The organism is Dactylosporangium sp. NPDC005572 (assembly GCF_040605515.1).
GTDB lineage: Bacteria > Actinomycetota > Actinomycetes > Mycobacteriales > Micromonosporaceae > Dactylosporangium.
Window position 1 is genome coordinate 1 of the sequence record NZ_JBEXCY010000054.1, and the last position, 19,114, is coordinate 19,114.

At 73.4% G+C, this 19,114-nt stretch carries 20 protein-coding genes; 9 read left to right on the forward strand and 11 right to left on the reverse strand.

Annotated elements, in window-relative coordinates:
• The 5 genes from ABZS66_RS25090 to ABZS66_RS25110 form a co-directional block, all read right to left on the reverse strand.
• A partial coding sequence (locus ABZS66_RS25090; RefSeq protein WP_354761557.1) for a TIGR04500 family putative peptide maturation system protein occupies positions 1-642 on the reverse strand: 642 nt, incomplete at its 3' end.
• Positions 636-1,616: an MvdC/MvdD family ATP grasp protein gene (locus tag ABZS66_RS25095; protein ID WP_354761559.1), complete on the reverse strand. Its 981-nt coding sequence runs from the start codon at positions 1,614-1,616 to the stop codon at positions 636-638. The genes ABZS66_RS25090 and ABZS66_RS25095, both read right to left, overlap by 7 nt.
• A 20-nt stretch (positions 1,617-1,636) precedes the next feature.
• Positions 1,637-1,798, reverse strand: a complete 162-nt coding sequence (locus tag ABZS66_RS25100; RefSeq protein WP_354761561.1) for a hypothetical protein — start codon at positions 1,796-1,798, stop codon at positions 1,637-1,639.
• 317 nt (positions 1,799-2,115) lie between these two features.
• Complete coding sequence (locus ABZS66_RS25105; RefSeq protein ID WP_354761563.1) at positions 2,116-4,743, reverse strand: BTAD domain-containing putative transcriptional regulator; 2,628 nt, start codon at positions 4,741-4,743, stop codon at positions 2,116-2,118.
• Positions 4,744-4,847: 104 nt separating this feature from the next.
• Positions 4,848-5,342, reverse strand: coding sequence for a CGNR zinc finger domain-containing protein (locus ABZS66_RS25110; protein ID WP_354761565.1), 495 nt, complete (start codon positions 5,340-5,342; stop codon positions 4,848-4,850).
• A 48-nt stretch (positions 5,343-5,390) separates the two neighbouring features.
• Between ABZS66_RS25110 and ABZS66_RS25115 the strand changes: the two genes are divergently transcribed.
• Complete coding sequence (locus ABZS66_RS25115; protein ID WP_354761567.1) at positions 5,391-6,242, forward strand: alpha/beta hydrolase; 852 nt, start codon at positions 5,391-5,393, stop codon at positions 6,240-6,242.
• On the opposite strand, the gene ABZS66_RS25120 is transcribed toward ABZS66_RS25115, so the two are convergent.
• Positions 6,215-6,559 (reverse strand): helix-turn-helix domain-containing protein, encoded by a 345-nt coding sequence (locus tag ABZS66_RS25120; protein ID WP_354761569.1) that lies wholly within the window; start codon positions 6,557-6,559, stop codon positions 6,215-6,217. The genes ABZS66_RS25115 and ABZS66_RS25120 overlap by 28 nt on opposite strands.
• Before the next feature lie 65 nt (positions 6,560-6,624).
• Here ABZS66_RS25120 and ABZS66_RS25125 point away from each other — a divergent pair, with 65 nt between their 5' ends.
• The gene (locus tag ABZS66_RS25125) at positions 6,625-7,122 is read left to right on the forward strand and encodes a hemerythrin domain-containing protein (protein ID WP_354761571.1); all 498 of its coding nucleotides are present in this window, start codon (positions 6,625-6,627) and stop codon (positions 7,120-7,122) included.
• Positions 7,115-7,972, forward strand: coding sequence for an LLM class flavin-dependent oxidoreductase (locus tag ABZS66_RS25130; protein WP_354761573.1), 858 nt, complete (start codon positions 7,115-7,117; stop codon positions 7,970-7,972). Before ABZS66_RS25125 ends, ABZS66_RS25130 begins: the two co-directional genes overlap by 8 nt.
• Positions 7,973-8,005: 33 nt before the next feature.
• On the opposite strand, the gene ABZS66_RS25135 is transcribed toward ABZS66_RS25130, so the two are convergent.
• Positions 8,006-8,356 carry a DUF1622 domain-containing protein gene (locus ABZS66_RS25135; protein WP_354761575.1) on the reverse strand — a complete coding sequence of 117 codons (351 nt, stop codon included), beginning with the start codon at positions 8,354-8,356 and terminating at the stop codon, positions 8,006-8,008.
• 257 nt (positions 8,357-8,613) lie between these two features.
• Between ABZS66_RS25135 and ABZS66_RS25140 the strand changes: the two genes are divergently transcribed.
• The 6 genes from ABZS66_RS25140 to ABZS66_RS25165 all read left to right on the forward strand — a co-directional run bounded on the left by ABZS66_RS25140 (position 8,614) and on the right by ABZS66_RS25165 (position 15,814).
• Complete coding sequence (locus ABZS66_RS25140) at positions 8,614-9,852, forward strand: extracellular solute-binding protein (RefSeq protein WP_354761577.1); 1,239 nt, start codon at positions 8,614-8,616, stop codon at positions 9,850-9,852.
• Positions 9,849-10,727, forward strand: coding sequence for a sugar ABC transporter permease (locus ABZS66_RS25145; RefSeq protein WP_354761578.1), 879 nt, complete (start codon positions 9,849-9,851; stop codon positions 10,725-10,727). The genes ABZS66_RS25140 and ABZS66_RS25145 overlap by 4 nt, the downstream gene beginning before the upstream one ends.
• Positions 10,714-11,532 carry a carbohydrate ABC transporter permease gene (locus ABZS66_RS25150; RefSeq protein WP_354761580.1) on the forward strand — a complete coding sequence of 273 codons (819 nt, stop codon included), beginning with the start codon at positions 10,714-10,716 and terminating at the stop codon, positions 11,530-11,532. Before ABZS66_RS25145 ends, ABZS66_RS25150 begins: the two co-directional genes overlap by 14 nt.
• A 12-nt stretch (positions 11,533-11,544) precedes the next feature.
• The gene (locus ABZS66_RS25155) at positions 11,545-12,963 is read left to right on the forward strand and encodes a cellulase family glycosylhydrolase (protein ID WP_354761582.1); all 1,419 of its coding nucleotides are present in this window, start codon (positions 11,545-11,547) and stop codon (positions 12,961-12,963) included.
• Positions 12,964-12,985: 22 nt separating this feature from the next.
• Positions 12,986-14,200, forward strand: a complete 1,215-nt coding sequence (locus ABZS66_RS25160; protein ID WP_354761584.1) for an ROK family protein — start codon at positions 12,986-12,988, stop codon at positions 14,198-14,200.
• Between the two features lie 153 nt (positions 14,201-14,353).
• Positions 14,354-15,814: a M1 family metallopeptidase gene (locus ABZS66_RS25165; RefSeq protein WP_354761586.1), complete on the forward strand. Its 1,461-nt coding sequence runs from the start codon at positions 14,354-14,356 to the stop codon at positions 15,812-15,814.
• A 1-nt stretch (position 15,815) separates the two neighbouring features.
• On the opposite strand, the gene ABZS66_RS25170 is transcribed toward ABZS66_RS25165, so the two are convergent.
• The 4 genes from ABZS66_RS25170 to ABZS66_RS25185 all read right to left on the reverse strand — a co-directional run bounded on the left by ABZS66_RS25170 (position 15,816) and on the right by ABZS66_RS25185 (position 19,106).
• Positions 15,816-16,235 carry a PPOX class F420-dependent oxidoreductase gene (locus tag ABZS66_RS25170; protein ID WP_354761588.1) on the reverse strand — a complete coding sequence of 140 codons (420 nt, stop codon included), beginning with the start codon at positions 16,233-16,235 and terminating at the stop codon, positions 15,816-15,818.
• 62 nt (positions 16,236-16,297) lie between these two features.
• Entirely contained in the window at positions 16,298-17,593 is a 1,296-nt protein-coding gene (locus tag ABZS66_RS25175; protein WP_354761590.1) for a cellulose-binding protein, read from the reverse strand.
• Positions 17,594-18,141: 548 nt separating this feature from the next.
• Positions 18,142-18,816, reverse strand: coding sequence for a hypothetical protein (locus ABZS66_RS25180; protein WP_354761592.1), 675 nt, complete (start codon positions 18,814-18,816; stop codon positions 18,142-18,144).
• The gene (locus ABZS66_RS25185; RefSeq protein WP_354761594.1) at positions 18,813-19,106 is read right to left on the reverse strand and encodes a hypothetical protein; all 294 of its coding nucleotides are present in this window, start codon (positions 19,104-19,106) and stop codon (positions 18,813-18,815) included. Before ABZS66_RS25185 ends, ABZS66_RS25180 begins: the two co-directional genes overlap by 4 nt.
• Positions 19,107-19,114: the final 8 nt, after the last annotated feature.

Sequence of the window (19,114 nt, forward strand, 5' to 3'; positions counted from 1 at the left end):
GTCACCCACCAGGCCCTCGTCGCCCAGCAGCACCTCGTCGTGCCCGCCGCCGGCCAGCTCGGCGTCCACCCGGCCGGCGGTCACCCGCTCGCGCAGCCGGGCGACGAGGGCCTGGTGGGTGACGAGGTCCTCGAACTGCGCGTCGCTGAGCCGCTCGCGGGCCAGCCAGGCGCGGGTCTGGGCCGGGCTGAGCAGTCCGCGGGCCCGGCGGAACGCGTCGGCCGCGGCCTGCAGCTCGGCGTCGTCCAGCTCCTCGCCGTCAACGGCCTCCTTGACCAGGCAGGCGTCGACGAGCCGCTGCCGCAGCGGGGCCTCCCGCCACAGCACGTCGAGGAAGCCGATCGCGTCGGCGACGTCGAGCTCGACCCCGTTGACCCGCAGGAGCAGCAGCTCGCCGCTGCGCTGGACGCCGCGCAGGGGCCAGGGCAGCCCGGCGTCGGGGCACCACGACAGCGACAGGGTGCCGTCGCGCATCGTGAGCAGCAGGTCGTAGTGCAGCGAGCCGTCGTACTGCTCGCGCTGCCACAGCAGCCTGGCCTTGGTGTCCGGAAACCGTTCGCGCAGCTCGGCCACGCGGGCCCTGGCCTCGGCCGGCTCCGTCTTCTGGACGTCGTGCAGCAGTGTCACCGCCTCGGTCAGCACTGGTGCACCGCCCCGGTCATCAGCAGGTCGGCGACGGCCGCGGTGATCGGCAGGCCGGTGGCGAGCTCCAGCCAGTCGAACTGCCCGTTCGGGTTGATCTCCAGGAACACGTACCGCCCCTCCGGCGTGAGAATGAGGTCGATGGCGCCGAAACTGAGCCCGAGCGTCTGCACGAGCTCCAGGCACCGCTGCCGCTCCTCGTCCGGGAGCCGGTGCACCTTCAGCGGGGTGTTCCCGTGGTCATACCGTCTCCAGTCGTACCGGGTGTGCTGCGTCGCCTGTGAGTGGATCTCGACGGCGAACACCGCCTCCCCGACCACCGTCACCCGCAGCTCCACGTCCTTGGGCACGTAGGCCTGCACGATCATCGGCGCCTGCCGGAGCGCCTCGACGTGGGCGAGGTCGCGGTTGGTGACCGGCTCGGTGTACCGCCCCATCCCGGCCTGCTGCGGCGAGCGGTGCAGCGGCTTCGTGACGATCCGCCCGTCGTGCTCCTCGCGGAAGTCGAGCAGCCGGTCCGGATCGGCGGTGACGAGCGTCGGCGGCACCGCGAACCCGAGCCCCGCGGCGACGCCGAGGTGGTACGACTTGCGGTCGGCCCGGTCGATGACCTCCCGCGTGGCGGGCACCTGCCGGCAGCCGAGCGAGCGCCAGACCCCGTCGAGGTAGGTCTTGACCTCGCGGGCGAGGTGCGCGGCGACCTCGGGGTCGGCGACCGACTGCGGTGGCACCGGCGCCGTCGGACGCCGGTGCCACACACACGTCAGACCGTCCAGATCCACGTCCCGTTCCGTGAACCGCAGCCGTCGCCGGACGGGCCCGGTGCCACCGGCGGTCATCTCGACCTGGGCGCCGGTGGGGACGGCCCCCGGGTCGAACAGCAGCACGTCGGCGCCGCGGTCGGTGAGCAGCGCCGCCACCCGCCCGGCGGTGACGTCGGCGGCGGCGGTGAGGACGAGGATCGGTCCGGTCACGACGATTTATCCCGGCGCCGTCAGTCGGTCATCGAGTCGCCGGAGCAGCGCCAGCCGCCGCTGGTCTTGGTGCAGACCATGCTGCCGGCGGCCCCGCCGTTGATCTGCTTGAGGTCGTCCTCGCGCAGCTCGACCCCGGACTTGGCCAGCGCGTCGAGCGTGATGCGCGCCTTCTTCGCCACGAGATCCTCCTTCCTGTGGTTGGTTCCCGCCCCGATCCCGGCGCGGGCCCCCATTGAGCGGTCCTGGACTTGCGACGGAATTGCCGCACCATTGCGCCGCCCTGTCACCAACCAGACCGCCCCGCCTGGCAACCCTCTCGATCGATGGCGTCTCCTGGCTGCCATGACGACCAGAAGTCGCCATCGATCGCGCCGGGCCGCCCTCGACGGACACCCGCACCGTCGGCCCTGGCGGCGGCGGAGTCCTTGATCGATGGCGACTGCTGGTCGCTATGGCAGCCGGAACTCGCCATCGGTCTTGGAGTGTGGCTGCGGGGCTACGGGGTCAGCGTGGCGATCAGGGCCGCGGCCTCGGCGCGGGTCATCTCCAGGCCGCGGACGTACGCCGCCGTGTGGCGGTGGGCGGGGGCGCCGTGGTGGTTGCGGTGGGCGTGCGCGCGGCCGATGCGCTGGGCCGTCAGGCCCACCTTGCGGCCGATGCCCGTCACCGCACCCCACAACAGCGCCCCCGCCTCGCCGTCGCCGGTCAGCGTCAGGGCGCGGGCCAGCGACAGCGACGTCACCAGCCACGAGCTCACCGTCGGCGCGTCGCCCAGGCGGTCGACCAGCCGGAGCGCCGACTGCCGCGCCTCGTCGTGGCGGGCCCGGTCCAGGGCCACCTCCACCGCCAGCCAGCCGGCGACCGTCACCACCCAGCCGTAGCCGCACTCCCGCCCCGCCCGGCGGGCCTCCGCGAGCAGGTCGGCGGCGGCGGACAGGTCGCCGGCCAGGTAGCGGGCGTGGCCCGACACCATGCCGGCCTGGGCCCGCAGGTCGGGCCAGCCGACGACGTCGGCGGCGCGGTACGAGCGGGACGCGGCGGCGCCCGCGAACGCCGCGTCGCCGGAGGCCGCCGCCACGAACGACAGGCAGCACAGCGCGTCCGCCCGCAGGTAGTCGTGCCCGGCCCGCTCGGCCGCCCACACCGCCTCGTGGGCCTGGACGACCGCGGCGGGCACGTCGCCGGCGATCGAGCGCAGCGCCGACAGGCCCAGCTGCGCGCGGCTGCGGGCCGCCTGACCGGACGACGAGCGGTCCTGGCCGCCCGCCGCGAGGGCCGCGCGCAGCCAGGCGGTGCCCTCGGCGGTGGCGCCGTGGTGGAACCAGTACCAGGCCACCCCGCCCGCCACGTCGACCGCCGCGGCGCCGTCGCCGTCGGCGAGCGCGTGGCGCAGGGCGGCCCGCACGTTGCGCCGCTCGCGGTGCAGGCGGCGCAGCCAGTCGTCGGCGGCGGCGGTGCGCAGGCCGGTCGAGGCCTCGCCGGCCAGGCGGCGCACCCAGTCGCGGTGCCGGCGCACGGCCCGGGCCCGCTCGTCGTCGTCGACGAGCCCGGCGGCGTACTGCCGCAGCGGGCGGCCCAGCCGGTACCGGTGCGGGACACCGGAGGAGCGGTCCCGCACCACCTGCACCAGGGACCGCCCGACCAGCCCCGGCAGGCGCTGCTGCTGCCCGGGTGCGACGGCGTCCATCGCGTCGAGGTCGAAGCCGCCCTCGAAGACGGCGAGCCGGCCCAGCAGCGCCGCGTCGGCCGGCAGGAGCGCCCCGCCGAGCGGGTCCGCGGCCGGCCCGAGCAGTCCGGCCGGATCTTCCCGCAGGTGTACCGCGAGCGCCGCCACCGGCAGGGCCCGGGTCAGGGCGGCGGCCCGCTCCACGGCCGCCGGCAGGCACCCGACCGCGCGGCAGACGGCGGCGGCCACGCCCCGCTCGGGTGCTTCGAGGAGCACCCGGCCGGCCCGCGCGGCGAACAGGTCGACGGCGTCGTCGAGCGGCAGCGGCCCGAGCTCGAGCAGCGCCTCCCCCGGCAGCCCGAGCGGCTCGCGCGCCGCGGCCAGCACCCGGACCGCCGGGCCGAGCCGGTCGACCGGCACCGGCCCGGGCCCGTCGACGATGAGCAGCCGCGTCTCCGGCCCGGGCTCGCCCGGCCAGAGCACCGGCGGGACACCGGTCAGCTCGGCGTGGCGATGGGCGTACTCCAGCACGAGGCGGCTCTTGCCGACCCCGGGCGGCCCGGTGACCGTCACGATCCGGGCCTCGCGGAGCAGGTCGCTCACCGCGGTCAGCTCGGCGGCCCGCCCGACGAGCGGCGCCGGCGGTACCGGCAGACCCACCGGAACCACCGCGGGGGCCTGGCCGTCGAGGGCGACCGGCTCGTGCCGCAGGATCGCGGCCTCCAGGGCGTGCAGGGCCGGCCCGGGGTCGACGCCGAACCGGCCGGTGAGCGTCGCCCGGGCCTCACGCAGCACGTCGAGGGCGTCGACCTGGCGCCCGGAGCGGTACAGCGCCACCGCCAGCAGCTGCCAGAGCCGCTCCCGGCCGGGGTGCTCGCGGGCCAGCCCGGACAGCTCGGCCACCGCCGCCTCGTGCCGGCCCAGCCCGACCTCGGCCGCCATGCGGTCGATGCGGGCCTGGACCCGCTGCTCCTCCAGCCGCCGTGCGGCGACGAGGGCGAACGGCGCGTCGGGGAAGTCGGCGTAGGCGCCGCCCCGCCACTCGGCGAGCGCGGCGTCGAGGGCCTCCCGCCCGGGCCGGTACCGCCCGGCGGCGACCAGGTCCTGCCCCTCGGCGGCGAGCTCGCTGAACCGGTCGGCGTCGAGCCGGCCGGCGCCGGGCCGCACCGCGTACCCGGCGCCGACCCGCACCAGGACCCGCGCCGGCGAGCGCGGCGGCCGTTCCGGCTCCAGCGCGCGGCGCAGCCGGGCCAGGTGGCTGTGCACCGTGCCGAGCGCGGTCGCGGGCGGCTCGGCGCCCCACAGCACCTCGACAATGCGGTGGAACGCCACCTCCTGCCCGCCGGTGCTGAGCAGCAGCGCGAGCAGCATGCGGGGCCGGAGGCCGCCGAGGTCCACGGGCCGCTCGCCGAGCGACACCTCCAGTGGTCCGAGGACGCCGAAACGGGGGTCTGCCATGTCAGGTCAGATGATCAGCAGCCCCAAGTGGTTGCGGTGATCATCTGTCGCATGCCGTACCGCGCTGCGGTCGGATCGCCGCCAGCGTGACCGGCCCCGACCCGCTACGGCCCGCCACCCTTGTGGCGGTGGTAGTAGCGGGTCACCCGGACCCGGTTGCCGCAGGCGTCGGAGCACCAGCGGCGGCGCGGGTGCGCGGGCACGAACAGCCGGGTGCAGTCGGGGGCGCCGCACTCGTGGACGGTTGCCGGGTCGAGGCCGACGAGCAGGTCGATCGCGGCGGCGGCCAGCTGCGCGCGGACCCGGGCGGCGGGGCCCGGGCCGGCCGGCGCGGGGCGCTCGGTCAGCCGCTCGCCGTCCCAGGCCAGCTCGCGGCGGACGGTCAGCGCGGCCCGGGCGTCCTGCGGGGGCGCCTCGCCCGCGCGGAGCGCCCGGACGACCTCGGTGACGGCCGCTCGGACCTCGTGCACGGCCTGCCGGACGGCGCGGCCGGCGGGGGCCTCGATGCCGTGGCCGGCGAGCCAGGCCGCGAGCCCTTCGGGGGTGGCGAGGTGGTCGCCGGTGGCGTCACGGGTGTTGACCAGGTCGAGCGCGAGCATGGTCACATGGTACTTGACCGGCGTGGTCCATTAGCTGGGGTCTAATGCATGACTGGCGCAGTTACCCATGTGAAGTACGGCTACGTCGACGCCGCCGGCGTCCGCGTCTTCCACCGCTCGGCCGGCCCCGACGACGCCCCGGCGCTGCTGGCGCTGCACGGCTTCCCGTCCGGCTCGCACCAGTACCGCCGGCTCATCGACGCCCTCGCGGGCGAGTTCCGGATCGTCGCGCCCGACTACCCCGGGTTCGGCTTCACCGAGGTCCCCGACGGCTTCGAGTACTCGTTCGAGCGGCTCACCGACGTCGTGGAGGCGTTCTGCGCGGCGATCGGCCTGCGCCGCTTCGTGCTGTACGCGTTCGACTTCGGCGGCCCGGTCGGGATGCGGCTGGCCGAGCGGCACCCGGAGTGGATCGCGGGGCTCGTCGTGCAGAACGCCAACGCCTACGAGGAGGGCCTGAGCGACGCGGCCCGCGGCTTCGTCGCCGCCGGTCCGGACGAGATCCGTGGCCTGTTCACGCTGGAGGCGACCCGCGGCCAGTATGAGGGCGGCGCCCCGGCCGGCTCGGTCGCCCCGGAGAGCTGGCTGCTCGACCAGCACCTGCTCACCGGGCGCGAGGAGGCGCAGACGGCGCTCGCCCTCGACTACCGCAGCAACGTGGCCCGCTACCCCGCCTGGCAGGCGTGGCTGCGCGAGCACCGGCCGCCGACGCTGGTCGTGTGGGGCCGCAACGACCCGTTCTTCACCGTGCCGGGCGCCGAGGCGTACCGCCGGGACGTGCCCGACGCCGCCGTGCACCTCTTCGACACCGGGCACTTCGCCCTGGAGAGCCACCTGCCGGAGATCGCGCCGCTGGTCGCGGCGCACCTGCGTCAGTCGTTGCCGAACACCTCGGGGTGACGCAGCGCCCAGGCGATGAGCGGCTCCAGGGCGTCGAGCAGGTCCAGGCCGGCCTTCGTCGGGGCGTAGAGCACCTGGACCGGCGTGCTCGGCACCACGGTGCGCTCGAGCAGCCCGTGCTGCTCCAGCTCGCGCAGCCGCTGGGCGAGCAGGCGGTCGGAGATGCCGGTGACGAACTGGCGGTACTGCCCGAAGCGGCGGGCGCCCTCCCGGCCGGCGAGCAGCACCACGCCGACCCAGCGCCGGCCGAGGAACTCCACGGCGGGCTGGAAGGCGCGGCAGGTGTGGTCCTCGGCCCTGACGGAAACGGTGGTCACTTACCAGAGATTAGTTGCTAACCCGGGCTTTGCCCACCGGCCCGGGACTGCGGACGCTGGGACGCGTGACACGATCGCTCGACAACCCACTGCTCGCCGAGCTGCGCTGGGTCCACGACATGATCCGGCGCGACCTGGCGACCGTCCGCCGGCTCGCCGACGACACCGAGCGCGGCGGCCCCTTCGCCGCCGTCCGCGACGGCCTGCGCGAGCTCAACACGAACGGGCCGCTCTTCCAGCTCAAGGTGAACTGCCTGCAGTACTGCCAGTTCGTCCACCATCACCACAGCAACGAGAGCGCGCTGCTGTTCCCCGCCGTGCGCCGGTCGGCCCCGGAGCTGGCCGCCACCGTCGACCGGCTGGAGGCCGACCACCGCGCGGTGGCCGGGCTGCTCGACGAGGTCGAGGCGGCGGCCCGCTCGCTCGGCTCGGCGGCCGACCGGACCCGGCTCGTCGCCGCGCTGCGGACACTGTCCGAGCACCTGCTGGAGCACCTGACGTTCGAGGAGGAGGCGCTCGCGCCCGTCCTCGCCTCCTGGAAACGGTGGCCCTTCCATGGCTGAGTTCGGCATCTCGATCACCCCCGACGACCCCGCGTCCGCGCTCGCGCTGGCCCGCGCAGCCGACGCGGCCGGCCTGGACCTCATCGGCATCCAGGACCACGCGTACAACCCCGGCTTCCTCGACACGATGACCCTCATCGCCCACCTGGGCGCGCTCACCGAGCGGGTCCGGTTCGTGCCCGACGTGGCCGACCTGGCGCTGCGCCCGGCGGCGATGCTCGCCAAGGCCGCCGCGACCCTCGACGTGCTCACGGCCGGCCGCTTCGACCTCGGCGTCGGCGCGGGCGCGTTCCCCGACGCGATCGCCGGCATGGGCGGCCCGCCGTGGCGCGGCGCCGCGGCGGTCGCCGCCACCGCCGAGTCGCTGCAGGTCCTGCGGGCCGCCCTGGACGCGCGCGGCCCGGTCACGCTGGACGGCGAGTACCTGCGCGTGGCCGGCTACCGCCCGGGCCCGGCACCGACCCGCCGGGTCCCGGTCTGGGTCGGCGCACAGGGCCCGCGCCTGCTCGGGGTGGTGGGCGCCCTGGCGGACGGCTGGGTGAGCCCGCTGAACATCTACGTCCCCCCGGCGGAGGTCCCGGCGAAGCAGTCGGTGATCGACGAGGCGGCGCAGCGGGCGGGCCGCGACCCGGCGTCGGTCCGCCGCATGTACAACGTGCTCGGCACGATCGACGGCGCGTCCCGCCACGGCCTGTCGGGCTCGGCGGAGACCTGGGCCCGGACCCTCGCGGACTGGTCGCGCGAGCTGCGCTTCGACACGTTCGTCTTCTGGCCGGTGCACGACGAGCTGGACCAGGTCCGCCGCTTTGCCGAGGATGTGGTACCCCGGGTGCGCGAGCTGCTGACCTGAGAGTCCACAGTGGACGCCGAGGCGGTTCCTGGTCTAGGACGCCGCGGTGTCGCGCTTCTGCCACGGCCAACGCCCGGTGACCTCGACCTCCAGCGAGAAGCTCAGGAAGGTGCGGATGAGGACGATCGCCGCCAGTATCGCCAGGCCGGTCAGCGTGGGCGAGGCGGCGACGGTCCGGATGATGTCGCCGGCCACGAGCAGCTCCAGGCCGAGCAGGATGGTCTGGCCGAGCTGCTGGCGGAAACGCCGGTAGACATCGCGCTCACGCCGGAGGAGCCGGCCGGCGCCGGCCACGAACGCGACCGCCGCGCCGGCCAGGATGACCGCGACCCCCGCGGCATCGATGATCATCCCGATCTTCTCGATCACGTCGTTGTAGACCATCGCGCTCCCCTTGACCCGCCGGCCAGTCACACGCCACCGACTTGCAGCCTCACGAGCAACCCGACGAGGACACATCACCCGAAGCGGGCAAGGAACGAGGCCGGGCGCGCGGCGCCCACATCGCCCCGCCGCGCGCCCGAGCGGCCGGCCGGGGCAGGGCATCGACCGAGGAGGGGCTTGTCGAGACTTTTTCCATGGCTTAGCGTAAGCCGCATAAGAATGGACGCGCACCCCCGTCCCGAAAGGTTCGTGCCGCCATGAGACGTCGTGCCCTCATCGCCTCCGTGCTGGTCGCCGCGCTCGCCAGTGCCGGGTGTTCCGAAGGTGGCGGCGGCGCCGCCGCCGACCCCAAGCAGCTCACCGTCTGGATCATGGGCGACAGCTCCGCCCACTTCGAGGAGCTCGTCAAGCCCTTCACCACGAAGACCGGCATCGCGGTCGACACGGTCGCCATCCCCTGGGACTCGATCGACCAGAAGCTCACCACCGCCGTCGCCTCCGGCAAGGGGCCCGACGTGCTCCAGATCGGCCTGTCGAAGCTGCGCACGTTCGCCGGCTCCGGCGCGCTGATGACGTTCGACGACAAGACGCTCGCCGACCACCCGAACCTCGCCGCCGGCAAGTTCCTCGACGGGGTCGCCGGGAAGGCCACCGCCATCGGCGGCAACGTCGTCAGCGTCCCGTGGGTCAGCGACACCCGCGTGCTCTTCTACCGCACCGACATCCTCCAGGCGGCCGGCATCACCGAGCCGCCGAAGACCTGGGACGAGCTGCGCGCCGACGCCAAGACCCTGGCCGGCCGCGGCAAGGGCCAGTACGGCTACTACATCCCCCAGTGGGACAGCGCCCTGCCCGTCATCATGACCTGGAGCCAGGGCGGCGAGATCACCGACAAGTCCGGGAAGATCACCTTCGACACGCCCGAGTTCGGCAAGGCCGCCGACCTCTACACCGGGCTGTACGCCGACAAGAGCGTGCCGACCAACGCCGACTTCGACCAGGTCCAGGGCTTCACGTCCGGCGTGGCCCCGATGCTCGTCTCCGGGCCCTACCTGGCCGGCGCCGTGAGCGCGGCCGCGCCCGACCTGAAGGGCAAGTGGTCCGTCGCCCCGATTCCCACCGGCGGTACCGACGCGTCCCTCCTCGCCGGGTCGAGCCTCGGCGTCTGGGGCAGCACCGGCAACCGCGACGGCGCCCTGCAGCTGCTCGACTACCTGTCGGAGCCGCAGACCCAGCTCACCTGGTACAAGCTGGACGGTCAGCTGCCGACGGTCAAGCAGGCCCTGGCCGACAGCAGCCTCACCGCCGACCCGCTCGTGCAGGTCTACGCCAAGCAGCTCGCGACCGCCCGGCTGCTGCCGCTGGTGCCGAACTGGGACGGCGAGACCGGCAAGGCGCTGCTCGACGCCCTGAACTCGATCGTGCTCACGGGCGCCGGCCGCGACACCGCACTCAAGGGCCTCTACCAAGCCACGAGCGGCACGTCGACGCAGTGAAGTCCCGCCTCGCACCGTACGCCTTCATCAGCCCCGCGATGGTGCTGCTGCTCGCCTTCGGTGTCCTGCCGATCCTGGTCGCGCTCGGCGTCAGCCTGACCGACCTCAACCTCGCCGGCCTCGGCGACCGCGACCGGATCGGCTTCACCGGCCTCGCCAACTACGAGCGGCTGTTCGCCGACGACGGGTTCTGGCAGGCGCTGACGAACACCGGCATCTTCGTCCTGGTCGGCGTGCCGTCGGTCGTGGTGCTGTCCCTCGCCGTGGCGCTGCTGCTGCACCGCTCCGAGAGCCGGTACTTCAGGGCGCTGCGCAGCTTCTACTTCGTGCCCGCCATCACCGCGATCGTCGCCGTCTCGCTCGTCTGGGGCTACCTCTACAACACCCAGTTCGGCCTGCTCAACTACGTGCTGTCGGTGGTCGGGCTGCCCGAGGTGCAGTGGCTCAGCGACCCGCTGTGGGTGAAGTTCTCGGTCGCGCTGGTCGCCGTGTGGCGCGGCACCGGCCTGAACATCATCATCTTCCTGGCCGCGCTCCAGGCGGTGCCGAAGGAGTACCGCGAGGCCGCCGCCATCGACGGCGCCGGCGAGCTGCGCACCACCGTGAGCGTCGTGGTCCCGCTGCTGCGGTTCGCGATCCTCTTCGTCACCGTCACCACCGTCATCGCCTGGCTGCAGTTCTTCGACGAGCCGTTCGTGCTCACCAAGGGCGGCCCGCTCGGCGAGTCGACGAGCATCTCGCTCTTCCTGTACCAGAAAGGCTTCTCGGTGAGCCAGTTCGGCTACGCGAGCGCCGGCTCGGTCGTCCTGTTCGTCGTCATCGCGGCGGTCACGCTGCTCCAGCTGCGATTGGTGAGGACCGATGCGGAGACATAGGGGCACGACGATCGTCATCGGCACGGTGCTCGGCATCGGCGCCCTCGTCACCGCGTTCCCGTTCGCCTGGATGGTGTTCGGCTCGGTGAAGCCGCGCAGCGAGTCCGTCGCCTACCCGCCGAAGGTCCTGCCGGAGCAGCCGACCCTGCAGTACTTCCGGCAGCTGTTCGGCGAGCTCGACTTCGGCCGGTACCTCGTCAACACCGTCGCCGTCGTCGTCATCGGGATGGCGGGCGTGCTGCTCATGGCCGCGGCCGGCTACGGCTTCGCGAAGTTCCGCTTCCGCGGCCGGGAGCCGCTGTTCTTCCTGGTCCTGGTCACGATGATGATCCCGGTCCAGGTCACCATGGTCCCGACGTACCTCATCCTCAACGGCCTCGGCCTCACCAACACGCTGCTGGGCATCGCGCTGCCCGGCCTGGTCTCCGGGTTCAGCGTGTTCCTGTTCCGGCAGTTCATGTCGACGATCCCGAGCGAGCTGCTCGAGGCGGCCCGGATCGACGGCGCCGGGGAGGCGCGGATCTTCCTGCGCGTCGTCCTGCCGCTGTCCCGGCCGATCCTGGCCGTGCAGGCCGTGCTGGCCTTCATCGCCGGGTGGAACAGCTTCCTGTGGCCGCTCATCGTCGCCGACGACGAGCGCCTCTACACGCTCTCCGTCGGTGTGTCGCTGCTCAACCGGCAGATCGCCACCAACCCGTCCCTCCAGATGGCCGCCGCGACCCTCATGGTGGTGCCGGTCCTCGCCGTGTTCGCCGTCCTGCAGCGGTTCGTCGTGCAGGGCTTCACCATGTCCGGTCTCAAGTAAGGCAACCACGTGATGCGCAACGCAGGTTTCGTCCGCGCCGACGGCGCACAGCTGCTCGACGGCGCGGGCCGCCCGCTGCTGCTGCGGGGCATCGGCCTCGGCAACTGGCTGCTGCCCGAGGGGTACATGTGGCGCTTCGGCGACGACCTCAGCTCGCCCCGGCAGATCGAGGCGCACGTCGAGCGGCTCGTCGGGCCACAGCGCGCCGCGGAGTTCTGGGCCCGGTTCCGCGCCGTGTTCGTCACCGAGGCCGACGTCGCCGAGATCGCGGCGCTGGGCTTCGACCACGTGCGGCTGCCGCTGAACTCGCGGGTCCTCATGGACGACGACGGCGAGTTCCGGCCCGAGGGATTCGCGCACGTCGACCGCCTGCTGGACTGGTGCGAGCGGCACAACCTCCGGGTCCTGCTCGACCTGCACGGCGCGCCCGGCGGGCAGACCGGCACCAACATCGACGACTCGCCCAACGGCAAGCCGGAGCTGTTCATGCATCAGCGGTACCGCCGGATGACCGTCGAACTGTGGACGGAGATCGCCCGGCGGTACCGTCACCGCACCGTGGTCCTCGGCTACGACCTGCTGAACGAGCCGCTGCCCAACGAGTGGCAGCACGTCTACGCCGCGTCGCTCGTCGAGCTGTACCGCGAGCTCACCGCCGCGATCCGCGCCGTCGACCCCGACCACCTGCTGGTCTACGAGGGCTCGCACTGGGCGACCAACTGGTCGATCTTCACCGAGGTGCTCGACCCCAACTCGGCGCTGCAGTTCCACCGCTACTGGTGCCCGCCCGACCGCTCCTCGATCCAGCCGTACCTCGACGCGCGGTACCGCCTGGGCCTGCCCATCTACATGGGCGAGGGCGGCGAGAACACCCCCGAGTGGATCTACACCGCGCACCGGCTCTACGAGCAGCACGGCATCGGCTGGAACTTCTGGCCGTGGAAGAAGCTGGACACCCGCACCTCGCCCGTCTCCGCGGTGCGCCCGGACGGCTGGGAGCTCATCGCGGATCCGGCGTCCGATGTGGACCCCGCCACCGCCTGGCGCGTGCTGCTGCGGTTCCTCGACGCGGTGGCGCTGCCCGCCTGCGAGCGGCGCCCCGACGTGGTCAACGCGATGTTCGGCCGCGCGCCGCTGCGGGTGCCCGGCTGGGGCTACATCGACCAGCGGGCCCGCTTCCGCGACCGGTTCGCCGGGTTCGACACCGCGAACGTGTGGCACCACCCGGCCGGCGAGCCGTACGGGGCCGGGGAGACCGCCCCGATCAGCGTGCCGGCCGGTGAGGAGCTGCACTTCCCCCTGGAGCGCCGGCCCGCCGCGTGGCGGGTGGACAGCGACGGGTCGTTCGAGGTCCGCTGGCACGGCGACCGGATCGTCGCCCGGGCGACGACCGCCGCCCGGCTGCGCGCGATCGAGCTGAGCGGGGACTGACGACGAGTATGATCGGGCAACCATGAGCGACCTCGCCGCCGGCCGGCACAGCACCGGCCTTCCCGAGGTGTCGACGGTCACGACCCTGCGGCAGCGCAACAGCGCGCTCGTCCTGCGGCACGTCATCCTGGCCCAGCAGACCACCCGGGCCGACATCGCGCGCGACTGCGGCCTGTCCACCGCGTCCGCCGCCAACCTGGTCGCCGACCTCATCGCCGACGGGCTGGTCGAGGAGCGCGGCTCGGTGTCCTCGCGGGGCGGCCGGCCGATCGCGGTCATCGCCCCACGCGCCGAGAGCGCGGTGACGATCGGCGCCGACATCGGCGAGCGCGGCGTGGCGGTGGAGATGTTCGACCTGTCGATGCAGCGCATCGACCGCGAGTTCCGCGGCGGCGCCGAGGAGGAGTCGCCGGAGAAGATCGGCGTCGATCTCCAGGACGCCCTCGAGGCGCTGCGCGAGCGGCACGCGGCGCGCTGGCCGACGCTGCTGGGCATCGGCCTGGGCCTGCCCGGCGTGGTCGAGGTCGGCGCCGACGGCCGGCAGATGCTCTACGCGCAGAGCCTCGGCTGGCCGCCGGTCCCCGTCGCGGCGCTGTGCGACGTCGGCATGCCGGTGCTGGCCGAGAACGGCGCCAAGATGCAGGCCCGCGCCGAGCTGTGGTTCGGCAACGCCCGCGGCGCCGGCCACGCCCTGGTCGCGCTCCTCGGCCGCGGCGTCGGCCTCGGCGTGGTCACCGAGGGCCGCCTCATGCAGGGCTCGCACTCCAGCGCCGGCGAGTGGGGCCACACCGTCGTCGAGCGCGGCGGCCGGGTCTGCCGCTGCGGCAACCGCGGCTGCGTCGAGGCCTACGTCGGCGCCGACGCGATCCTGGACGCCTGGCGCGGCACGGGCGCGACGTTCGAGGGCTCCGGCTGGCGCGCGATCGGCGAGCTGCTGACGGCGGCCGCGGCCGGCGACCCGTCCGCGTCGGCGGTCGTCGACGACGTCGTCGACTGCCTGGGCGCGGCCCTGGGGGGCATGGTGAACCTGACCGGCCCCGAGCGCATCGTGATCGGCGGCTGGGTCGGCCTGCGGCTGATGGAGAGCCTGGCCCCGCACCTGGAGGCGTCGATCCGCGCGCACAGCCTGGCCCGCCCGGGCGCCCAGTTCCGCCTGCTGGACGCGGCCTTCGGCGGCGACGCCGTGGCCACCGGCTCGGCCCTGCTCCCGCTGGAGGCGATGATCGCCCAGCGTTGAGCGAGATGCCGGCGCGCTCGTCACCCCGGCGCCGACCGGGTCGGTCGGCAGCCGGGTCGCCGCCCTGGTCGCGGCCCCGCGCCGGGTGCCCGCCGGGCGCTGGGGCGGCATCGGGGGCGCGCGTGCACCATCGGTACCGTATGGTCAACCGCCGTGCGTCGTTCCTTGATCTCTGGCGTTCTCGTCGCGGCCCTGCTGACGGCCGCCTGCACCGATAGCGAGCCGAAGCCGGCCGGTTCCAGCACTGCGGCGCCCAGCGCCGTCCCCAGCCCCACGGGGCCCGACTACACCGCGTGGCAGGGCGGGACCTCCACGCCGGTCGCCGACCCCATGTACCCCCAGTACGGCAACCCCGCGCTCGACGTCCTGCACTACGGGCTCGTCCTCGACTGGAAGCCGGACACCAGGACGCTCACCGGGACGGCGACGCTGCGGCTGCGGGCCGCGGCCGCGGTCAGCGACCTGAAGCTCGACTTCTCCAAGGCCTACACGATCGACGAGGTCACGCTGAACGGCACGCCGGCCAGCGGCGCCGTCGCCGACACCAAGCTCACCGTGGCGGGTTCCCTGGCCAAGGACGCGTTCGCCACGCTCGTCGTCAAGTACCACGGGACGCCCACGACCGTGCCGATGCCCTCGCACCGGACCGACACCGAGCCGCTCGGGCTCACCGTCACCAAGGACGGCGGCCTGTGGACCATGCAGGAGCCGTACGGGGCGTCGACCTGGTACCCGGTGAACGACCAGCCGTCGGACAAGGCGCTCTACGACATCGCGGTGACCGTGCCCGAAGGGTGGTCGGCGATCGCCTCCGGCACGGCGCAGGTGCCCGACGGCAACACGTTCAAGTACGCGTCGACGGCGCCGGTGGCGAGCTACCTGACCACGCTCGCGGTCGGCAAGTACCAGAAGGAGACGGCCGCCGGGCCGCACGGGATCCCGCTCACCTACTGGTACCGGGCCGGCACCGACGACAAGGCGCTGCCCTACCTGCGCAGGTCGCCGCAGTACCTGACCTGGCTGGAGCAGCACTTCGGGCCGTACCCGTTCGACAGCGGCGGCGTGGTCATGGTGCCGTCGGCGTCGGGCATGGAGACCCAGCAGATGATCACGATGGGCCTGCCCGACTACGGCAGCGACGCGGCGTTCAAGACCGGGTTCGACGCCGACCTGCTGCACGAGTACGCGCACCAGTGGTTCGGCGACGCGGTCACCCCGACCAACTGGAACGACCTGTGGCTCAACGAGGGCTGGGCCACCTACGCCCAGCACCTCTACACGAACGAGCGCGACAAGGTCACCGCGAAGCAGTGGGAGGACTGGGCCCGCGGTGTCGACGCCCGGCTGCGCCAGCGGCTCGGCCCGCCCGGCAAGCCGAAGGCGGACAGCTTCGCCGAGAGCAACGTGTACATCTGCCCGGCGCTCATGCTGCACCAGATCCACAAGCAGATCGGCGACGCGAAGTTCTTCGCCATGGCCACCGACTGGGCCCAGAAGCACCGCAACACGACCCAGGACCGGGCGTCGTTCATCGCGTTCGTGAACCAGCACACGGGCCAGGACTTCACGTCCCTGATCAACACCTGGCTCGACTCGCCCACGACCCCGAAGTAGGTCAGATCACCGCGATGTCGCGCTCGCCGGTGAGCCGGTCGATGCGCAGCCGGCACAGCAGGCTGCCGGCTCCGCTGTTGATCTCGCCGTAGCGCTCGGCCTCGCCGCGCGGCACGTACCGCTCGGCGATCCGGGTCGCCCACCGTTGCAGGTCCGGCGGGTCCTCGGTGACCGTGACGTCACCCCGCACGGCCACGAACTGGTACGGGAACCGCTCCACGTCGACGGTGAGCGCCGCCCGCGGGTTCGCCCGCAGGTGACGCCCCTTCACCGACTCGGTGCCGGTGCTGAACACGAGGTCGCGCCCGTCGATCACGAACCAGATCGGCGCGACGTGCGGATCGGCCGTGGTGCCGGCCGTGGCGAGCTTGCCCGTGTGGGTGCCCTCGCCGAGAAGGTCCATCACCTCTTGCTCGGTCATCGTTGCCACACCTCAGTCTCCCGCGGCGCGGGCGGGCCGCCGCGGGAGACCGCGGGTGAGACTCAGTAGCCGTAGCGGTTCTTCAGGTGGCGCCACCAGTCGCGGAACATCCAGGCGTCGAACTCGGTGATCTGCGCCGCCGAGCCGGCCTTCATCAGGAAGCCGCCCACGCCGGTCGGGGTCCAGTCGTAGAAGTCGTCCAGGCCGAAGCTGTGGCCCATCTCGTGCAGTAGGATGTGGATGTTGTCGGCGTCGAGCGCGCCGACGTAGTACTCGCTGCCGATGCGCTGGCCCCAGTCGCCGCCGGCGCCGCCGCCGAAGCCCGCGGTCAGCCACAACGACATGTCGTAGTGGTGGGACGGGCCGCCGGGGCAGTTGGGGTACTGGCCGCTCTGGTTGAAGAAGCGGCCGCACGGGGTCGAGCACTGCGGGGCGTTCTCGCGGATGTCGTTGACATAGATGTCGACCGACGTGTCCGTCCACTGCAACTGCGCGCGGTCGCGCACGGCCCAGCCGACGACCTTCACCGGGACGTTCTGGTACGGCCAGCCGTTGTGGCCGACCATGACGTCCATCCATTTCTTGAACTGCCGCTGCAGCGCCGCGTGGATGCGGTCCCGCAGCGCGGCGCTCACCGTCGCCGACGAGTCCCAGCGCACGCAGTAGTTGATGCTGCCGCCGCCCGCGAAGAGCTGGTCCCAGCCGTAGTTGCGGAAGCCGTACAGGTTGGAATAGGTCTGCTCCTGGTGCGTCCACACCTGGTTGAGCGGCGTCACCAGGCCGGCCGGCGGGTTCCAGCCGGTCGTGGGCGGCGTGGTCGGGGTGGTGGTGATCGCCGAGGCGTAGGCGCGCACCTCGAGCAGGCCGACCGACGCCGACCCGCTCTGCAGCACCACCCGCAGCCGGCTGGTGCTGACCTGGTTGAAGTTCACCGCGTTGTACCGGTTGACCGCGACGGGGTACGCGCTCGCGCCGGACACGTCGGTGTAGGCCGAGCCGGTCCAGTACTGCAGCCGCCACGACGCCGGCAGCCGCACGCCGCCGTTGTCGTCGAAGAAGTAGACGTCGGCCGATCGCAGGGTCTGGGCCGACGGCCAGGTGAGCAGCACCCACTGCTCGCCGGTGTTGGGCCAGGTGCCCCAGCGCCGGTTGACCGTGTCGTTCGAGGTGGTGGGGTCGATGCCGTCGTTGACCGCGGCCACGCTCTCCCACGGCGACGTGTACGACGCCGTGGCGGTGGCCGCGCGGGCGAGGTTGTCGCCCTGGCCGGGGGCCGCGTCCGCGACGACGGGCACGCCGACGAGCAGGGCGAGGGTCGCGGCGGCCACGGCGGCGGTCCGGCGCAATCGCAATCGCATGAGTCCTCCCGAGAGGAAGCCGAAAACCTTTTCGAGCGGGACCCTGACATCGATAAGCCCAAGTGTCAACGCATCGAAGGAAGTGACTGTCACATCGACCGGGCGAAAGGTTTCGGCCGTGAAAGTTCCACCGTCCAGCGCGCGAGCAGGTCGCCCAGCTCGCGGGTCCACGGGTGGTCCGCGCCCAGCACGTCGCGCATTTCCGCCAGTACCGCCGCCGCCTCCGCGACCGCGCCCAGCCCGTCCCCCGACCGGTGGCGCAGCTCGGCGTGCTGCTGACGGGTGCGCAGGGGGCGCCGGGCGTGCGCGGCCGAAGACCTCCCCCGCCAGCGACTGGAGGGCGGCCAGGCCGGCCAGGCCGCCCGCCCGGCGCCGAGCTCAGACGGGACGGCGGCGGCCCCTCACCGGCCGCCGCCGCGCCCCGCCACACCCCACCAGGGGCGGTCTAAGGATGGACGCGAAGCTCGTAGATGCGGGGTCGGTGGCGGCTCCGATGTACGACAAAATCCAACAAGTTCAATAAAGACTGCACTCGATCGGACATCGTGTCAAGCATTGACAGAAGCGAGGAGCACGCGCCACAGCACGGCTCCCCCGGCCCCGGCGGCGACGGCGGCCCCGGCCAGCACCGGCCACGCCGCCCAGAGCCGGTGCCGCCCCGCCAGCCAGCCGAGCACGGCGAGCGGCAGCACGATCCGCACGGCCGTCCCGGCGGCGACGGCCTGGTAGAACGGGTCGCCGAGCGGCAGCCGCCACGGCGCGACAGCGGCCCAGCCCTCCGCGGACAGCAGCCCGCAGGCCACTCCGGCCGCGCCCGCCGCCGATCGGGGGGACGAGGCCCGGACGGTGTGGCCGAGGAGTCCGAGCAGCGGGCCGGCCACGAGCGAGCCGGCCAGCCAGAAACCGGTCATGAGGGCGACGGACCGCAGCGCGTACGCGTCGGCCGAGCTGCCGTCCTCCAGGGTGCCGCCGCTCCACCGCCGGCTGACGAAGACGATCAGCAGGTAGTACGCCAGCGTCGCCGCGACGAGGGTCCCGGTCGCGCGGAGCACGGCGGCGCGCCGGCCGGCCGTGGACCGGCCGGCCAGGAACGCGGCGAGGCCCCAGGCGAGGCCGCTGCTGGTGAGGGCGGCCATGACCGCGCGGAGGACGCCGTCGGGGGCGTCCGCGAGGACGGCGAGCAGCCCGAGGGCGGCGCCCGCGAGGACCCACACGGCGGTCACGGGAGGTCGTGGATCTCGATCACGCGGGTCGTGGGGGCCGCGGCGCCGAGGGTCTCGCGGAGGGCGAGGCGGTCCGGGTCGGTCAGGAAGGACTCGTAGCCCGCGCGGGAGCGGAACCGGATCAGGTGGACCTCGGTGGTCCCGTCGGTGCCCCGGGTGCGCCGCTCCAGCACGCCGCCGTGGCGGGCAAGGTAGCCCAGCACCGCGTCCTCGTAGCGTTGCCCGGCCTCGGCCGCGCCGGGGGCCATCTCCACCACGGCCGCGAGGAGCAGCCCGTCGTCGTCCGCCACGGCCCCGA

What these genes read in the sequence shown, in the direction of transcription:
- ABZS66_RS25105 (WP_354761563.1), bottom strand. Translation starts at nt 4,743, where the DNA reads ATGGCAGACCCCCGTTTCGGCGTCCTCGGACCACTGGAGGTGTCGCTC.
- ABZS66_RS25110 (WP_354761565.1), bottom strand. Translation starts at nt 5,342, where the DNA reads ATGCTCGCGCTCGACCTGGTCAACACCCGTGACGCCACCGGCGACCAC.
- ABZS66_RS25115 (WP_354761567.1), top strand. Translation starts at nt 5,391, where the DNA reads ATGACTGGCGCAGTTACCCATGTGAAGTACGGCTACGTCGACGCCGCC.
- ABZS66_RS25130 (WP_354761573.1), top strand. Translation starts at nt 7,115, where the DNA reads ATGGCTGAGTTCGGCATCTCGATCACCCCCGACGACCCCGCGTCCGCG.
- ABZS66_RS25135 (WP_354761575.1), bottom strand. Translation starts at nt 8,356, where the DNA reads ATGGTCTACAACGACGTGATCGAGAAGATCGGGATGATCATCGATGCC.
- ABZS66_RS25140 (WP_354761577.1), top strand. Translation starts at nt 8,614, where the DNA reads ATGAGACGTCGTGCCCTCATCGCCTCCGTGCTGGTCGCCGCGCTCGCC.
- ABZS66_RS25150 (WP_354761580.1), top strand. Translation starts at nt 10,714, where the DNA reads ATGCGGAGACATAGGGGCACGACGATCGTCATCGGCACGGTGCTCGGC.
- ABZS66_RS25155 (WP_354761582.1), top strand. Translation starts at nt 11,545, where the DNA reads ATGCGCAACGCAGGTTTCGTCCGCGCCGACGGCGCACAGCTGCTCGAC.
- ABZS66_RS25160 (WP_354761584.1), top strand. Translation starts at nt 12,986, where the DNA reads ATGAGCGACCTCGCCGCCGGCCGGCACAGCACCGGCCTTCCCGAGGTG.
- ABZS66_RS25170 (WP_354761588.1), bottom strand. Translation starts at nt 16,235, where the DNA reads ATGACCGAGCAAGAGGTGATGGACCTTCTCGGCGAGGGCACCCACACG.
- ABZS66_RS25175 (WP_354761590.1), bottom strand. Translation starts at nt 17,593, where the DNA reads ATGCGATTGCGATTGCGCCGGACCGCCGCCGTGGCCGCCGCGACCCTC.